Here is a 15,946-nt window from a genome sequence, read left to right as displayed (position 1 = left end):
ATGGGTAAAAGATCAGTAAAGCAACTAGTATTCTTTACAGCCTTCGGGGTGTTTGTATACTTCCTGCAATACGTTGGCAAAGAAGGTGATATAGAAGCATGTGTAAAAAATATAAGAGGTGAATACAAGGGGGTAATAATTGAAAAGTACCGTCGAAAAATAGACTACATTAAAATTCGTACGGAGGATTCAATTATCGATATTCCTCTGCTGAGTATTGCACTAAAAGATAATGCGCAAGTAGGAGATTCAATAAAAAAGATTGCCTTAAAGAATGAATGTATACTCACGAAAAATGGGCAAGTTATGCACATGGAGTATGTCTTCATTTCAGAATCAATAAGGAATGATAGTCGTTGGCCCAGAGACTTGTCACATATAGTTGCCTCTGACGAATAGTACATTCATTGATTCCAATAAAAAAGCCCGCTTCCTACCCCAAACACCCTATGACCCTTTCCCGCCGCGTTGCTTCTTTGCTTACCGGCCTGCTGCTGCTCGCGGCGGGCGGCCATGCCCAAACGCCCCTCGGCCAGCCCACGCTGGAGGAGCGCAAAGTGCAGATTTGGTGCGCTACGGCCAAGTTCGTGTTTGAAGACACGGGCCACCCGGAGCTAAAAAGCCAACTGAAGTGCGGTGGTCCGCTGAAGGACTTTGCCGGCAGCATCAAGGCCGATGAACAGCGCGTATACTCGGCGCTGTACCAGCCGCTGGAAGTGCAGGGCGTGATGTACAAGGGCCTGGGCTCCGACAACTCCCGCCTGCAGACGCTGGTGCGCGAAATCATCAACCGGCTGCGCACCTCGCCCGCCCGCAAGGGCAACGCTGCCCGGCTGGCCGGCGTGACGAAGCTGGAAACGGCCCTGAAAAACTACCTCGACCAAGGCACGCCCATCGGCGACCTGCCCGCCGCCGAAGCCGCCGCCGAAACCGAAACCGTGGATACTACCGCCACCACCGACGAGGCCACGGCTGCCGCCCCCGTCGACGCTGGCCTGGATGAGGCGGGCGTGGCTACCCCCACGCCAGTTGCCGCATCCGGAGCCGGGGAAAGCCTGATGAACAAGTTTTTTGGCCCCCTGGCCCTGATTCTGGCGCTGCTGAGCCTGGTGCTGTACGCGCTGCTGAAGCGCAGCATCGGGGCTTCCTGGAAGGAAATCAACGCCCGCATCGACAAGCGCCGCGACGATATTGCGGCGCTGCAAACCAATCCTGGTAGCGGCAGCGGGAAGTCCGCCGAGCGTTTCTCTCCGGCCCAGTTGCGCGAACTGGAGCAGCTAATTCAGCAACGGGTAGAGCAGGAGCTGCAGAAGCGCCAGGCCACGCCGAAAGCCAATGTAGCTGCTGCCACTCCCGCTCCGGCTCCGCAACCCGTAGCGCCTACTCCGGCTCCGGTAGTACCACCCGTGCCAGCCGAAGCACCCGCGCCGGCTCCGATGCCGCCAGCGGCCGCCCCGGTAACCAGCTCCACCGCCCCGCATGAGGAGTTCGACAACTTGATATCGCCCGTGCAGCTGCCAACCGCGTCCGCCGCTACAACGGCCGCATCCGCCACCGACCAGCCCCGCACCCGCTACGTGAAGGTGCCCGTAAACGGCGTGTTCAACGAGTACGATTTCTCCGATGAGCCCCAGCACGACAGCATCTACGAGATTCACCTGGACCCGCAGTGGCCCGAGCTTGCCACGTTCAGCGTGACGCAGAACCCCGCCGTGCACGCCTACGCCATCCAGAGCGCCCAGTACTCCCTGCGGGAGGCCTGCAAGTACCAGCAGCCCACCGGCCCGGTTACGCGCATCGTGACGGAGGAAGAAGGCGTGCTGCGCAAAGCCGCCGGCGCCTGGCAGATCGAGCAGAAAGCCGCCATCCGGTTTGAGTAACTAAACAGCTAAAAGCTAGTTCCCCTCCTTGGAAAGGAGGGGTTAGGGGTGGTTGATCTTGCGTATGAACGTCGGCTAGAAGTTAGCCCTAAATACCGTTCTGACGTAAAGTCAACCACCCCTAACCCCTCCTTTCCAAGGAGGGGAACTAGCTTTTAGCGCGTAGCTTCGTAGCCTTATGCTTGAAATCATTCTCGAACTTTTGGTGGTGGCTGTTGTGGTGGGGCTGCAGATTCGCACGTTCCTGCGGACGCGGGCTAATGCGCACCGGCTGGCCGTGTTGTATCCGCCCAAGGAAAGCCTGCGCGTGGAGCACCGCATTGTGCTGCCCGACGGCCGCGACCTGCCCGACTATGCTGCCGACGCCCCGCCCGAATTCTTCGCCTCCAACCTCATTAAGGCCGAAAACGCTTCCCCGGAGTTTCAGGCCATCCTGCTCGATACCAACGACTACCTGCGCCACAACAAAGGCGCGGCGGCCGATTTTGGCATTCTGAAGGACATATCGGAGCGCCAGAGCGAGGTGCTCGACAATGAGGTGCAGGCCAACGTGGCCACTCCCCTTTATCTGGGCTTACTGGGCACGTTTCTGGGCGTGATTCTGGGCCTGGTGGGCATTGCCCGCAATGGCGTGTCGGATGAAAACGCCTTGACGCCCTTCCTCACCGGCGTGCTCATTGCCATGACGGGCTCCTTCGTGGGGCTGCTGCTCACGCTGCTCGGCAACGGCGTACTGCGTCAGGCCCGCCACCAGCTCGACCGGCTCCAGAACCAGTACTATACTTTCCTGCAGGCCCGCTTGCTGCCAGTGCTGCACGCCGACATGGCCAGCTCGCTCACCAACCTCAAGTCGGTGCTCGATGCGTTCAACCAGCAGTTTGTGGGCCAGATTGAGCTATTCAACCCGCTGCTGGAGAAGGTGACGCAGAACATCCGGGTGCAGAGCGACTTCCTGGAGCGCCTCGATACCATCGGTTACGACAAGATGGCGGCGGCCAATATTCTGGTGTTCGAGAAGGTGCGCGAATCGGCGGAACTATTCAGCGCCTTCACCGGCTACCAGCAAAAGCTGAACGAGATGCTGCAGAACGGCTACCATTCGGCTGAGGCTGTGAACAGCATTCTGGACCGGCTGCGGGGCTTCGAGAAGGGCATCAACGACCTGGGCCAGTACATCGGCGGCAACAACAACTCGGTGCAGCTGATGCTGGATTTCTTCCAGAAGCACCAGGTGGAGCTACGCAACCTCAAGGACCGCGCCGAGCAGCACATCGACCAAGCCGGCGTGGGCCTAGCCGATGTGATGAACAAGCGCCTGGCCTACAACGAGCGGCAGGCCCAGCTGGCCTACGAGAAGTGGCAGCAGTATTTCGAGCAGCTCAACGCCGACAACGTCTTCGAGAAGCTGCTGAAACAGCTGGAACCCTTTCAGAACCTCAACACCCAGCAAGCCGACCTCAGCCGCGACGTAACCGCCACCCAGCGCGAGCTGCTGCGCAAAGTGGAAGTCGACTCCCAGATTCAGGCCAAGCTGCTCGCAGAGCTGTCCAACCTGAACACGGTACTGGTGAAAGCCACATCCAAGAACCGTTTCCAGCGGTTTATGGACAAGCTGTTTGGCGGGGTGAAGCCGCAGTAGCTTTTGAAACGCTGAATGCCCGAGTATATGGTCGAGTCAGAAGTTTTGTTCTACACTGCAGCCACGCTGCTGTATGCTATTGTATTAGGTCTCGGCTTCTTTTTCCTCGTTCAGAAACCAAGACCGGAGCACTCGCTGAAACTGTTTCTAAGAATAATAGTCTCAATCTTCTGGCTAGGATTTATCATCATCTGGCCATTCTTGATTGTAGCGGCGCCAACTCTTTCGGCAGACTGAGGATACATCTGATTTTCAGATTCAGTATACTATGAACAACACCACCCCGAACAAACGCCAAAGCAACGACTTCTTCTGGCCCAGCTACGTGGACCTGATGACGTCCTTGTTCGTGGTGATGCTGGTGCTGTTCGTGTACAGCTTCAAGCTGTTCAAGGACCGGGAGGGGGAACTGAAGCAAGCCAACGGCGAGCTGAAAGCCAAGGCCATCGAGCTGGAGCAGATTACCCGCATCCGGGAGTCGCTGCGGCGGCTGGAGGGGCGCTACTTCCGCTACGACCCCCAGAACGAGCGGTACGAACTGAAGCTGAACGTGCAGTTCAAAGCCGGCCGCGACGAAATTCAGGACAGCTATAAACCGGCGCTGCTGCAGGCCGGCCAGCTGCTGCGGGAGCGGCTGCGCAGCCTCAGCGCCACCAACCAGGGCCAGAACGTGCGCTATCTGGTGATTGTGGAGGGCATGGCCGCCCGCTACCCCCAGGGCGACCCGCGCAACCAGCGCGAGGAGCAGGCCACCTACCAGCTCAGCTACCGCCGGGCCCTCAACCTGCTCAACCTCTGGAAGCAGAACAACCTCAACTTCAGCCAGGACCGCAGCCTGGAGCTCATCATCGGCGGCAGCGGCTTCTACGGTACCGGCCGCTACACCGGCCGCCGCGAAGGCGACAACAAACGCTTCCTGATTCAGGTGATTCCGAAAGTGGGGCGGATGTAGGAGAGAGTAAAGGAAAGGCCAAAAGGCCGTCATGCTGAGCTTGTCGAAGCATCTCTACCGCTTCGTTGTAACGAGTGAGTTACTACCGGTAGAGATGCTTCGACAAGCTCAGCATGACGGCCTGATGTATACCTGACAAGTCCGGCTGAATCAAAATCACACCGCCTGCAGCTTCGGCTTTTTCTTCTTGGTTTTATTGCGCCGGCCCCACCAGATGATGGTACCGGTGACGGGCAGGCTGGCGCAAATCAGGCTGGTCAGGAACGCCACCAGCTTGCCGCCGAAACCCAGAATCTGGCCCACGTGCAGGTCGTAGTTCATATCCGAGAACTTGGTGCCGGCACTTTTGGTGGCGTGGAAGCGGGAGTCCAGCACCTGGCCCGACACGGGATGGAAGGCGTACTCGTCGCGGCGGTAGTAGTGCAGCGCCTTTTTGTAGGTCCAGCAGAAGACCGGAGCCTTGCCCGCGCCGGTGGGGCCAATGAGTACCATTTCGTTGGCCGGCGAGAGGCGGCGTGCGGTGCGGTACACTACATCGGTTAGGGGCTGAGCAGCAATGGGTGCGGGTTGGCGCGTGTCGAGCTTGGTTTCCATGAGCTCCCGCGGGGCCGGCCGGCCGCCGTCCACCACGTACACAATGGACTGCAGTATGCCGGGGAAAATCATGAATAGGCCCGATAAGGCCAGCACCAGCCCGATGCTGGCTGCGTAGAAGCCCAGCACGTTGTGCAAATCGTAGTTCACGCGCCGCCAGCGGGCCCCCCACTTGATGGTGAAACGCTGTTTGCGTTCCTGTTTGCGCTTCGGCCACCACAGCACCAGGCCGGTCAACAGCATCATCACAAAGATGGAAATGCTGATACCTACCACCCACTTGGCTACCGGTTCCGGTAGCAGCAGGTGCATGTGTATTTCCTGGATGATGGTGAAGAAGTGCGTGCGCAAATCCTGCTCATGCAGCACCCGGCCCGTGTAGGGGTTCAACGACACCATAATGGGCGCGCCGGCCTTGTCAGTGAAGTACACCGTAGCCGAGCGCGCCGGCCCGAAATAAGTCGTCCAGCAGTCCTCGGCCTTCACGCCGGGGTGGGCAGCCAGTGCGGCTGTCTGCAGCTGCGAGGGCAGCACCATAGCCGACTGTTGTGCCTCCACCTTGCGCCAGGGCTCCGTCAGGTCCCGGATGTCGTCCTGAAACACGAAGATGGCCCCCGTCAGGCTCACGATGAACACGACCAGCCCCGAGGCCAGCCCCAGCCACAAATGCAGCTTCCCGACGGTTTTCTTGAACGTGCTCATAGGAGGCGGAAGGAGGAAAAATGGCTCTGTCATCCTGAGCTGGCGAAGGACCTTACCCTGCTGGAACGAGTTGTTACAAGAACTGCCCAAGCGTAATAAGGTCCTTCGCCAGCTCAGGATGACAGCCGGTAAAGACTAAAACTTGTAGGCTACACTACCCACAATGCTGCGCAGCCTCTGGGGGTTCATGGTGGTGTAGCCGGTCCAGTACTGCTTATCGGTGAGGTTATCCACTTTGGCCGAAATCCGGTACTTGGGCTGGTCGTAGAACAGGGAAGCGTTGAGGATGGTGTAGCTGGGCAGGGTAAACACGTTGGTGGCGGTGTTCTGAATGCGGTTTTCGTTGGCGTAGTTGCCCCCGAAACCAGCGCCTAAGCCCTTCAAAATGCCTTCCGGCTGGCGGTAGCTCAGCCAGGCATTGGCCACAATGGGGGAGGAGGCGGTGTTGGGCCGGCGGCCATTCACGTCCTCGGCCGTATTCTCAAACTTCGAGTCGTTGTAGGAGAAGCCGCCCACCACGTTGAAGCCCCGCAGCGGATTGGCAATAACGCTTACCTCCACGCCCTTGCTGCGCTGGGTGGCGTCCTGGGCACTGATGGCCACAAATTGCGGGGTGTAACCTAGTACGCGGAGCCGGTCCTTCACCCGGATATCATAGTAGCTTACCGTGGCGCTGAGGCGGCCATTGGCAGCATCCAGCTTCACCCCGCCTTCCCACTGGTTAGCGCGCTCGGGCCGGGCAATAGGGTTGTTGCCGTCGGCGGTGAGGTACACGCCCAGGTTGGTGAAGCTGTTCTGGTAGTTGGCAAACACGCTCACCCGCTCCGGCACCGGCTGGTACACCAGGCCAAATTTGGGCGAGAGAGTAGTTTGCGAGTATGCCTGCACCGGCGAGTAGTACAACCCGCCTTTGTTGTCGAAGTGGTCCAGGCGCAGGGCGGCCAGCACGCTCAGCTGGTCGGTCAGGTTCAGCACATCCGATGCGAAGGCGCTGTACGTGTTGGTTTTGGTGGTAACCAGGTAGTTGCCCGGGGCCGTGGCGGCATACTTAGCCGCCACGCTGGCACCGTTGAAGCCCCGGATGGTGGCCCGGGAAGCGTCTAGCGAAATAGTATCGAAGGTGCCACCCAGGAAGTTCACGTCTGAGTTTACCCGCAGAAAGTCCAGGCCCACCACCACGCGGTTGCGCAGGCTGCCCAGCTGGAAGTCGCCGTTGAACAGCTGCTGAGCCTCAAACACGGTGCGCTGGCTGTTGTCCGTCGATTGGTCGGCCCGGATGAGGCGGTTGTTGGGCTGCAGGTAGAAATAGGGCCCGAAGCCGTTGGAGAAGCTGTGGCTGCTGGTGAGGTACGTGGTGGAGGTGATGCTGGGCGAAATCCGGTACTGCACCTGCCCGAACAGATTGGTGCTGCGCGAATCCTGGGTCAGGCCCTCACCCTGGTACGACTGCCGGTAGTTCAGCGGCGTTTTATCGGCTCGGTCGTAGCCCAGCGCGGCGGAAGTGCTGTTGAAAAAGATGATCTGCTTGCCTACGTTGGTGCCTTTATAGATTTCGGCGTCCACGTTCACCGTCAGCCGGTCGGAGGGGCGGAACTGCAGGCTCGGAGCCACGGCCAGGTTGCGGGTGAAGCCGGGGTAGTCCAGGTTCTGGAAGCTGTCTTCGTAGGTGTAGGCCGTGTTCAGACGGAAGGCCAGGGTTTTGGGCTGCTCGGCGGGCGTGTTGCCGTCCACCAGGTTCACATCGGCCGATACCCGGTGGAAGCCGTAGCTGCCCGCTGCCACGTTCAGCTCGCCCCCAAACGTGTCGAGCGGCTTCTTGGTCACGCGGTTTACCAACCCTCCGTAGGAGGTAAGGGAGCTGCCGAACAGCGTCGCCGAAGGGCCTTTGATGACCTCCAGCTTCTCCAGGTTGATGGCGTCAATGTCGCTGGTTACGTTGCCGGCTACCCCGTTGCGCAGCTGACTGGATACAATAAACCCCCGGCTGGCGTAGAACGCGCCCCCGTCGCCGCCGCGGCCGGTGGCATCCCACATCTTCTGCAGGCCCGGGGCGTTGCGGGTGGCGTCATCCACAGTGAAAACTACCTGCTCCGTGAGCAGCTCCTTGCCCACGGTGGCGTATACCTGCGGGTTTTCCAGGTTGCTGAGCGGCATTTTGCCCACATCGGTGCTGGCGGAGCGGTTGAACTTGTTGGTGCGGTTGCCGCTGATAACCACTTCCCGAAGCTGCTGGGCATTCTCCGTCAAGGCAAAATCTACTGAAGCACTCTGGCCGGCTTCAACCGTTACGGCCTTCTCCTCACTCTTTAACCCTACCGCCGAAATCACCAGCGTATACTGCCCGGGTCGTACTCGCTCAATAACGTATTCGCCCTGGCTGTTGGTAATGGCTCCCTGGCTCCGTCCCTTTATTCCTACGGTTACGGCCTCGGCCGGGCTGCCATCGGAGGTAGTAACGCGGCCCCGAATGGCGGTGGTTTGCTGGGCCTGCACCGTGAGGGCGCACGCCAGAATGGTAGAAGTCAGGCCCAGGGAACGAAGAGTCAACATGGTGTGGTAGTTGTTTAGAATCTGTCTAAAGTGCTGCAAAGGAACAGCAGAAAATCTGTTTAGAAAAATTCTTAATAAAAATATGTTGGTACAGGGGAGTTAACCGGATTGTTGTTATTTGAAAGAATCTGCAGCATCCGGTCAATCTGCAACGTCTGTGATTTATCTTCGGCGCTTCTCCCGCTACTCCCACCCATGCAAAAAATCACTTTCTCCGTACTGGCCCTGGCGGCGCTGGCCTCGTGCCGCTCCACCCAGTCGCAGGCTCCGGCTGCGGCAGTTGCAGCCGTGGCCTCTTCTACCTCTGCTTCCGTGCAATACCCCCAAACCAAGAAAGTCGACCACAAGGACGATTACTTCGGCACTTCCGTAGCCGACCCCTACCGCTGGCTGGAAGACCTGGACTCGCCCGAAACCAGCGCCTGGGTGACGGCCGAAAACAAGGTCACCTTTGGGTACCTCCAGCAGATTCCGTTCCGGGACAAGATCCGGGAGCGGCTCACCAAAATGTGGAATTACGAGCGGTTTGGAATTCCGCAGCAGGAAGGCAATCAGCTGTATTTCAGCAAAAATGATGGCCTGCAGAACCAGGCTGTGCTGTATGTCCAGCAGAATGGCCAGGAGGGTCAGCCCGATGTGCTGCTCGACCCCAACAAGTTCTCGCAGGATGGCACCACGGCTCTGGCCGGTACGTATTTCTCCAACGACCACCGCTACCTGGCCTACGCCACCAGCGGCGGGGGCTCCGACTGGCAAAAGCTGAAAGTGCTGGACCTGAAAACCCGCCAGCCCCTGCCCGATGAGCTGCAGTGGGTGAAGGTGTCGGGCGCGGCCTGGTATAAGGATGGTTTCTTTTACAGCCGCTACGATGCGCCCAAGGCCGGCGAAAACCAGCTTTCCGGCAAAAACGAGTACCACAAGGTGTACTACCACCAGCTGGGCAAGCCCCAGAGTGCCGATAAGCTGGTGTACGAAAACGCTAAGATGGCCCTGGGCTTCCGCACCGTGGGTACAACCGAGGATGAGCGGTTTCTGGTGCTTTACCTCACCGATGGCAAAGCCGACGGCAACCGCCTGCTGGTGCGCGACCTGACCGACCCCAAGCAAGCCAGCAGTTTCACCACCATCATCGACAGTTACGAGCAGAACAACTCCGTAATTGGCAACGTGGGCGGGCAGCTGCTGGTGCAAACCAACTACAAGGCCCCGCGCTACCGCGTGGTGCTCATCGACCCGAAGAAACCGCAGGAAGCGAACTGGAAGGAGGTGCTGCCCGAAACCGAGCAGAAGCTGGAGGGCGTTGACCACGTGGGCGGCTACCTGGTAGCGTCTTACCTCAAAGATGCCAGCAGCAACATCAAAGTGTACACGGAGAAGGGCGAGTTCAAGCACGATGTGGCCCTGCCCGCTATTGGCACGGCCTCGGGCTTTGGGGGCAAGCGGGATTCCAAGGAGGTGTACTACGCCTTCACTTCGTTTACCTACCCTACCACCATCTATAAGTACAACCTGGCCACCAACACCAGCACCGTATTCCGGGCTCCGCAGGTAGATGTGAAACCTGCCGACTACGTGACCACCCAGGTGTTTTACGCTAGCAAGGACGGCACCAAAATCCCGATGTTCATCACCCACAAAAAGGGGGTGAAGCTGGACGGCCAGAACCCTACCTACCTGTACGCCTACGGGGGATTTAACATTTCGCTCACGCCGGGCTTCTCGGTGGCGCGTATGCTGTGGCTGGAAAACGGTGGCGTACTGGCTATTCCGAACCTGCGGGGTGGGGGCGAGTACGGGGAGGCATGGCACCAAGCCGGCATGACGCCCAACAAGCAAAACGTGTTCGACGACTTTATTGCCGCCGCCGAGTACCTGAAGGTGCAGGGCTATACCAGCACCGAGAAGCTTGCTATGGCCGGCGGCTCCAACGGCGGCCTGCTGGTGGGCGCCACCATGACCCAGCGCCCCGACCTCTGCGGCGTAGCTTTCCCGGCCGTGGGTGTGATGGACATGCTGCGCTACCAGAAATTTACCATCGGCTGGAACTGGGCCCCGGAGTACGGCACCTCCGATACCTACGAGCAGTTCCAGAACCTATACCGCTTCTCGCCGCTGCACAACCTGCGGCCGGCGGCCTACCCGGCCACTATGATTACCACCGCCGACCACGACGACCGGGTGGTGCCGGCGCACTCCTTCAAGTTTGCCGCCGCCCTCCAGGAAGCCAACAACGGCCCCAAGCCTCAGCTGATTCGGGTAGACGTAAACGCGGGCCACGGCGCGGGCAAAAGCACCAAGCTCCAGATTGAGGAGTGGGCCGATATCTGGTCCTTCGCCTTCTATAACATGGGCGTGAACCCGTACGGCAAGTAAGAGTTGAGTTAGGAGAGTTGAATTATGAATTGTTGCACAGGACTGAAGATGCCCTGCTATACTTCATAATTCAGCTCTCATAATTCAGCTCTCATCATTCCCTTGCCGTATCTTCGCGGCCGCAACTTCCGTAATTGCCTCTGGCTTTTCGCTTTCTGATATGAAAAAAATACTCCTGTTCGGTCTGCTGGCCGTTTCCTCGCTGTCGGCCACTTCGTGCAAAAACCCCGATGTTCGTTCGGATGAAGATATTACGGCCAAGCCTCTGCCCGAAATTCCGGCTGCTCCCGATACCACCGGCGGTAAAACGGCTCCTGCTAACCCCGCTACCCGCGAAATCAACGCGGTAAACGCCACCGAAGACATCAAAAAGATGCAGCCGGTAATGTAATTGCAGTCGGGTAGGACTAGTGAAAAATGAGCAGTAGCCCAGGGCTGGTGCTCATTTTTCTTTTCCAGAAATCAGCTCCAGGGTGCCTGCCCAGCCGTACCTTCACTACTCACTACTCACTACTCACTACTCACTACTCACTACTCACTACTCACTACTCACTACTCACTACTCACTACTCACTACTCACTACTCACTACTCACTACATATGCACATTCGTCGGGGCCGGGAGGCCGATTTGCCGCAGGTACTGAGCCTGATTCAGGAGTTGGCGGAGTATGAGAAAGCTCCCCAGGAAGTCACCAATACGCTGGCCGATATGCAGCGCGACGGATTTGGACCGGAGCCGATTTTCGGCTTCTTCGTAGCCGAAGATACCACCAGCCATATTGTAGGCATTGCGCTGTACTACACGGCCTACTCCACCTGGAAGGGCCGTATGCTGTACCTGGAGGACCTGGTAGTAACCGAGGCCCTGCGCGGCACCGGCTTGGGTAAGCGCCTGTTTGATACCGTGGTAGCCGAGGCCCGGCACACCGGGGCCAAGCGCCTGAAGTGGCAAGTGCTGGAGTGGAATGAGCCAGCCATCGGCTTCTACAAAAAGCTGGGAGCCCACCTCGACCCCGAATGGCACAACGGCAACCTTACGGCCGAGCAGCTGCTGGCTTATTCCTGCGACCCCGCTGCCGAAGCAGCCGTACACGGGTAATACGTGCAGTGCAGAGCTAAAATCCAGCTACCAGTTTCCAACCCGGAGCAGCCTCTAAAAAATGTCCACTAAAAAGGCCGCCCGATGGGGCGGCCTTTTTAGTGGACAGGCAAAATAGAACTATTCTACTACCTCCAGCATGGTGCGGAAGGAGGCATAACGGCCGGCAAAATGCTTTTCTACCTCGGCACGCAGGGCCGGGGCAGCCACTTCCTGGTACTCGTCTAGCTGGTCGAGGCTGACGCAGTAATACTGGGCTGCATAGGTAATGCCATTGTCTTCCTCGTTGAGCAGGCGGCACAGCTGGCTTTTGATGAAGAAGCCGGTGGCCATTACTTCCGGAATGTGGGTGTCGCGCATGAAGCTTACCCATTGCTCTTCAATTTCCGGGTCGAGGCTGGTGGTGACGTTGTATAGAATCATGAGAAAGGGGCCGAAGCAGTTCAGGTAGGAGGGTTTCTGCTCAGTGCAGAGTAGAGGAACACAAAAGTCGGCCAAAAAATTTAACGGAGTTTCAGCCGGTTTCTAGCTAAGCCTCACACCCGCATGGTATCGAACTGAAACTGCTGAATACGGGCCTGAATACCCTTGGAGGCAAGCTTTTCACGGATGGCAACCTGCACCAGGCCGGGCAGTTCCTCGTCGCCGGCAAAGCGCAGGGCCAGGATCTGGCTGAGCTGGAGCTGGGCTTCCAGGGGGCGGAAGCTCTGGCCGGTAACCTCAAAGTAGCGCTGCCGCACTTCCAGCCGAATCAGGCGGTCCTGCAAGGTAAGAGCGTAGTGCTGGCGCAGCATTACGAGGGCTCCCAGTCCTATCACGGCCAGCAGCATAACGGTAAACCACAATCGGGAAACTTCGTCGTTGTTGCCGGCCACACCCAGGTAGCGCCGGATAGCATAAGCGGCCACAACAAGAGCCGCGGGTAACAGCACAAAATGATGCCAGGGATACAGCATGGGGGTGTTCTTGGTTGGCTGATTGGCCATGAGAAAGAGGGATAAATGAATGAATGAATGATAATGGGATTAGTGCGAAAAACTCCGACCATCTGGCCGGAGTTTTGGAGCCGTGTGCTGGAAGGATACGCTAGGGGCGGGAGGCTTTCTGAGCCTCCCGGGCTTTGTGTTTCTCGTCGCGGGCGGCCTGCTTGGCGGCTGCTTCCTGTCGGCTGGCTTCCCGGGCCGCGTTGCGCTGGCGCTTAAGCTCGGTCTTTTGCTCTTTCATCTGGCGCTTCTGCTCCCGCATAGCATTTTCCTGCTCTTTGAGCTGAGCCTTGGTTTGGTTGACGCTGCTACGGGAGGCGGCCGTTTCCTGCTTGCGGGCATCGAGAGCGGCTTTGGCTTCGGCCGCCCGTTGCTGTTGCATCTGGATGCGGGCCTGGGTGGTATCAGCTACCTGAGCATGAGCCTGACGGCCGCTCAGGGCAAGGGCAGCAAGGGCTGCTACAACTAGTATCTTTTTCATAGGAGGGGATAAAGCGCAGAGTGAACTTCGCCCCTAGTACGTAGCCGCCCCGCTACAGTTAAGCCCGGCGGCGCTTATTCTTCTACGTAGTCAAGGTCTTTGCCGAAGCTCTCCGGCAGGGTGCTCACCGCCCAAAACGCAATCAGCAGAGAAACGCCCCCCACTATGGCCCCGGCCAGCACACGGTTGGGGGTACCGGGCTGACCCAGCGCGGCCGCCGTGTACTGAAAGATGGGCACCAGCAGCACTACCGAGCCCCGGGCAAAGTTGGGGGCGGTGGTAGCCACCGTGGCCCGCAGGTTGGTGCCAAACTGCTCAGCCGCCACCGTCACGAACAGCGCCCAGAACCCCACCGAAATGCCCAGCACGAAGCACACGGCGTAAAACACGGTAGGCGAGGCCCCCCGGATGGCAAACAGGTATACGCCCACCATTAGGCCACAAAACACCAGGAACAGTTGCAGCGCCCGGTTGCGGCTACGGAGCAGCTGGCTAAGCGTGCCGCTGGCAAAATCACCGAATACCAGCCCGAAGTAGCACCAGAACACGCCCAGCCCCGCCGTAACGGGCCCAGTCAGGCCCAGGTCTTTGCCAAACTCAGGCGAGAGGGTAATCAGAATGCCCACCACAAACCATAGCGGCACGCCAATGAGCAGGCACTTGAGGTAGCGGGCCAGGCGCGGGCCGTTGGTAAACAGGGCGAAGAAGTTACCACGCTGCACCTCACTTTTCTTGGTTTGCTCGAACAGGCCCGATTCGTATACGCCCACGCGCAGGGCCAGCAGCGCCAGGCCCAGTCCGCCGCCCACAAAGTAGGCGTTGCGCCAGTCGAAGGCCTCGTTCACCCAGTAGGCCAGCATGGCCCCGGATACGCCCACGGTGGCCACAATCATGGTGCCGTAGCCGCGCTTTTCCTTGGGCAGGGTTTCGGAAACCAGCGTGATGCCCGCCCCCAGCTCCCCGGCCAGCCCAATGCCCGCAATCAGGCGCAGCCAAGCGTACTGCTCAATGGTTTGCACAAAGCCGTTGGCAATGTTGGCCAGGGAGTAAATCAGGATGGAGCCGAACAGCACCGACAGCCGCCCCTTTTTATCTCCCAGAATACCCCACAGAATACCACCGAGCAGCATGCCGCCCATCTGCATGTTGATGAGGTAGAGGCCCTGGTTGGTTACGGCATCGGCGGCCGTGATGCCCAAGTCGTTCAGGCTTTCCACGCGCACGATGCTGAACAGAATCAGGTCGTAGATATCCACGAAGTAGCCGAGGGCGGCCACCACCACAATGGCACTGAGCAGGCCGGTAGTTTTGGGGGGAGAAGTGGGTGTAGCAGTATTCATGCGGGAAGGGAATTTGGGACCCGCAGATTACGAAGATTTACTTGCTCTTCAACTCCAGATACTGCCTGCTACACTGTTTGATGATTCTTTCCGCTTGATCAAACTCCATCCAGCCCGCATCATAGGTTTCTGCTGTTGTTCAGTTACCTGAAACCCGAATGTTTCCGCTTGCAGCATTGACGACATATCAACAGCACTTACTCCCGTTGTTTCGGCAACAGAGAAGCTCCATTCGTGCCAGCGGGCGTGGAAATAGAAGGGGTGGGAGGCAACGGTGCCTTCTGCCTGAACAGGGCAATATCCCTCCAGAATACCCATCAAATGGAGGCTTTCGTCGGCCAGAATGCGTCTATATTCTCGGTTCATGACTTCAAGGCCACCTGCTCGTCGCAGCAGCCGTGGGCGCCCATCAACGGGAATTCGTCTTCCAGCTGCACGGTACAGTGACGGATGTTGAACTCGTGGAGCAACTCGTGCTGCAACTCGCGCAGGAACTGGTTGCCATTGTCGCCGTTGGGGCGCACCAGATGCACCGTCAGGGCGGTGTCCTGGGTGCTGAGGGGCCAGATGTGCAGGTCGTGGAGGCCGGTGACGCCGGGGCGGGCTAGCAACCAGCGGCGCACGGCGGCTACCTCAATGCCGGCCGGGGCCGCCTGCAGGCCCAGCCGCACGGTTTCGCGCAGCAGCCCCCAGGAGCTATAGCCCACTACGGCCAGAATGATGAAGCTGATGGCCGGATCGAGCCAGAGCCAGCCGGTGAAGTACACTAGTGCCCCGCCTACCACCACGCCCACCGATACCAGCATATCAGTAAGCATATGCAGATACGCGCCGCGCACGTTCACGTCGCCCTGCTGCCCGCGCCGGAACAGCCAGGCCGTGAAGCCGTTGATGAGGATGCCCAGGCCCGCCAGCCCCATCACCACCGGCCCGTTTACCGGGGCCGGGTGGCGCAAGTGGTCAATAGTATCCCACAGAATAAAGCCCAGCGCCAGGTACAGCAGCGCCGCGTTCAGCAAGGCGGCCTGAATGGTAGCGCCCCGGTAGCCGTAGGTATACTGCTCGGAGGCGCGGCGCTTGGCCAGTAGGGTAGCGCCCCAGGCCAGCGCCAAGCTCAGCACGTCGCTCAGGTTATGGCCGGCGTCGGAGAGCAGGGCGGAGGAATTGGCCCACAGGCCCCCGGCCGCTTCACCGGCCACAAACAGCAAATTCAGGGCAATGCCCCAGCCAAATGCCCGGCTGAAGTTGCCATCGGCGGGCGGGCCGTGGTGATGGTGGGCGTGGGACATAGTAGGTAGTAGGATGAGGGATTAAGGATGAAGGTAGTAGGATGAGAGAAGTTGGTGGGAAA

At 59.0% G+C, this 15,946-nt stretch carries 14 protein-coding genes; 6 read left to right on the top strand and 8 right to left on the bottom strand.

Going from position 1 to position 15,946, the window contains the following annotated elements:
• Positions 1-449: 449 nt before the first annotated feature.
• The 3 genes from EI290_RS22475 to EI290_RS15455 all read left to right on the top strand — a co-directional run bounded on the left by EI290_RS22475 (position 450) and on the right by EI290_RS15455 (position 4,471).
• Complete coding sequence (locus EI290_RS22475; RefSeq protein WP_185817017.1) at positions 450-1,880, top strand: hypothetical protein; 1,431 nt, start codon at positions 450-452, stop codon at positions 1,878-1,880.
• A gap of 178 nt (positions 1,881-2,058) precedes the next feature.
• Positions 2,059-3,519, top strand: coding sequence for a hypothetical protein (locus EI290_RS15460; RefSeq protein ID WP_125432222.1), 1,461 nt, complete (start codon positions 2,059-2,061; stop codon positions 3,517-3,519).
• 268 nt (positions 3,520-3,787) lie between these two features.
• A complete protein-coding gene (locus EI290_RS15455) occupies positions 3,788-4,471 on the top strand; it encodes a hypothetical protein (protein ID WP_125432220.1) in 684 nt (227 codons plus the stop codon).
• Positions 4,472-4,627: 156 nt separating this feature from the next.
• On the opposite strand, the gene EI290_RS15450 is transcribed toward EI290_RS15455, so the two are convergent.
• Together EI290_RS15450 and EI290_RS15445 are read right to left on the bottom strand one after the other, a co-directional pair.
• Positions 4,628-5,767, bottom strand: coding sequence for a PepSY-associated TM helix domain-containing protein (locus EI290_RS15450; RefSeq protein ID WP_185817016.1), 1,140 nt, complete (start codon positions 5,765-5,767; stop codon positions 4,628-4,630).
• A 135-nt stretch (positions 5,768-5,902) separates the two neighbouring features.
• Entirely contained in the window at positions 5,903-8,317 is a 2,415-nt protein-coding gene (locus EI290_RS15445; protein ID WP_125432216.1) for a TonB-dependent receptor, read from the bottom strand.
• A 195-nt stretch (positions 8,318-8,512) separates the two neighbouring features.
• On the opposite strand from EI290_RS15445, the gene EI290_RS15440 reads away from it, so the two are divergent.
• From EI290_RS15440 to EI290_RS15430, 3 genes are all read left to right on the top strand, one after another.
• Positions 8,513-10,690, top strand: a complete 2,178-nt coding sequence (locus tag EI290_RS15440) for a prolyl oligopeptidase family serine peptidase (protein WP_125432214.1) — start codon at positions 8,513-8,515, stop codon at positions 10,688-10,690.
• A 160-nt stretch (positions 10,691-10,850) separates the two neighbouring features.
• A complete protein-coding gene (locus EI290_RS15435; protein WP_125432212.1) occupies positions 10,851-11,081 on the top strand; it encodes a hypothetical protein in 231 nt (76 codons plus the stop codon).
• Between the two features lie 209 nt (positions 11,082-11,290).
• Positions 11,291-11,791: a GNAT family N-acetyltransferase gene (locus EI290_RS15430; protein ID WP_125432279.1), complete on the top strand. Its 501-nt coding sequence runs from the start codon at positions 11,291-11,293 to the stop codon at positions 11,789-11,791.
• 120 nt (positions 11,792-11,911) lie between these two features.
• Here EI290_RS15430 and EI290_RS15425 read toward each other — a convergent pair whose 3' ends face one another.
• The 6 genes from EI290_RS15425 to EI290_RS15400 all read right to left on the bottom strand — a co-directional run bounded on the left by EI290_RS15425 (position 11,912) and on the right by EI290_RS15400 (position 15,884).
• Positions 11,912-12,214 carry a DUF4286 family protein gene (locus EI290_RS15425; protein ID WP_125432210.1) on the bottom strand — a complete coding sequence of 101 codons (303 nt, stop codon included), beginning with the start codon at positions 12,212-12,214 and terminating at the stop codon, positions 11,912-11,914.
• A gap of 113 nt (positions 12,215-12,327) precedes the next feature.
• Positions 12,328-12,777 (bottom strand): DUF6526 family protein, encoded by a 450-nt coding sequence (locus EI290_RS15420; RefSeq protein ID WP_125432208.1) that lies wholly within the window; start codon positions 12,775-12,777, stop codon positions 12,328-12,330.
• A 100-nt stretch (positions 12,778-12,877) separates the two neighbouring features.
• Entirely contained in the window at positions 12,878-13,255 is a 378-nt protein-coding gene (locus tag EI290_RS15415) for a hypothetical protein (protein ID WP_125432206.1), read from the bottom strand.
• Between the two features lie 74 nt (positions 13,256-13,329).
• Positions 13,330-14,595 (bottom strand): MFS transporter, encoded by a 1,266-nt coding sequence (locus EI290_RS15410; RefSeq protein WP_125432204.1) that lies wholly within the window; start codon positions 14,593-14,595, stop codon positions 13,330-13,332.
• Positions 14,596-14,643: 48 nt separating this feature from the next.
• Positions 14,644-14,961: a hypothetical protein gene (locus EI290_RS15405; protein ID WP_125432202.1), complete on the bottom strand. Its 318-nt coding sequence runs from the start codon at positions 14,959-14,961 to the stop codon at positions 14,644-14,646.
• The gene (locus EI290_RS15400) at positions 14,958-15,884 is read right to left on the bottom strand and encodes a cation diffusion facilitator family transporter (protein WP_125432200.1); all 927 of its coding nucleotides are present in this window, start codon (positions 15,882-15,884) and stop codon (positions 14,958-14,960) included. Before EI290_RS15400 ends, EI290_RS15405 begins: the two co-directional genes overlap by 4 nt.
• Positions 15,885-15,946 lie beyond the last annotated feature (62 nt).

The organism is Hymenobacter metallilatus (genome assembly GCF_003944705.1).
In the GTDB taxonomy this organism is placed as follows: Bacteria; Bacteroidota; Bacteroidia; order Cytophagales; family Hymenobacteraceae; genus Hymenobacter; species Hymenobacter metallilatus.
Note: the sequence above shows the minus strand (reverse complement) of the source record. Positions and strands in the feature narration are given on the sequence as shown.

Coding starts and splice junctions, on each gene's coding strand:
- EI290_RS22475 (WP_185817017.1), top strand. CDS start 450: ATGACCCTTTCCCGCCGCGTTGCTTCTTTGCTTACCGGCCTGCTGCTG.
- EI290_RS15460 (WP_125432222.1), top strand. CDS start 2,059: ATGCTTGAAATCATTCTCGAACTTTTGGTGGTGGCTGTTGTGGTGGGG.
- EI290_RS15455 (WP_125432220.1), top strand. CDS start 3,788: ATGAACAACACCACCCCGAACAAACGCCAAAGCAACGACTTCTTCTGG.
- EI290_RS15450 (WP_185817016.1), bottom strand. CDS start 5,767: ATGAGCACGTTCAAGAAAACCGTCGGGAAGCTGCATTTGTGGCTGGGG.
- EI290_RS15445 (WP_125432216.1), bottom strand. CDS start 8,317: ATGTTGACTCTTCGTTCCCTGGGCCTGACTTCTACCATTCTGGCGTGC.
- EI290_RS15440 (WP_125432214.1), top strand. CDS start 8,513: ATGCAAAAAATCACTTTCTCCGTACTGGCCCTGGCGGCGCTGGCCTCG.
- EI290_RS15435 (WP_125432212.1), top strand. CDS start 10,851: ATGAAAAAAATACTCCTGTTCGGTCTGCTGGCCGTTTCCTCGCTGTCG.
- EI290_RS15430 (WP_125432279.1), top strand. CDS start 11,291: ATGCACATTCGTCGGGGCCGGGAGGCCGATTTGCCGCAGGTACTGAGC.
- EI290_RS15425 (WP_125432210.1), bottom strand. CDS start 12,214: ATGATTCTATACAACGTCACCACCAGCCTCGACCCGGAAATTGAAGAG.
- EI290_RS15420 (WP_125432208.1), bottom strand. CDS start 12,777: ATGGCCAATCAGCCAACCAAGAACACCCCCATGCTGTATCCCTGGCAT.
- EI290_RS15415 (WP_125432206.1), bottom strand. CDS start 13,255: ATGAAAAAGATACTAGTTGTAGCAGCCCTTGCTGCCCTTGCCCTGAGC.
- EI290_RS15410 (WP_125432204.1), bottom strand. CDS start 14,595: ATGAATACTGCTACACCCACTTCTCCCCCCAAAACTACCGGCCTGCTC.
- EI290_RS15405 (WP_125432202.1), bottom strand. CDS start 14,961: ATGAACCGAGAATATAGACGCATTCTGGCCGACGAAAGCCTCCATTTG.
- EI290_RS15400 (WP_125432200.1), bottom strand. CDS start 15,884: ATGTCCCACGCCCACCATCACCACGGCCCGCCCGCCGATGGCAACTTC.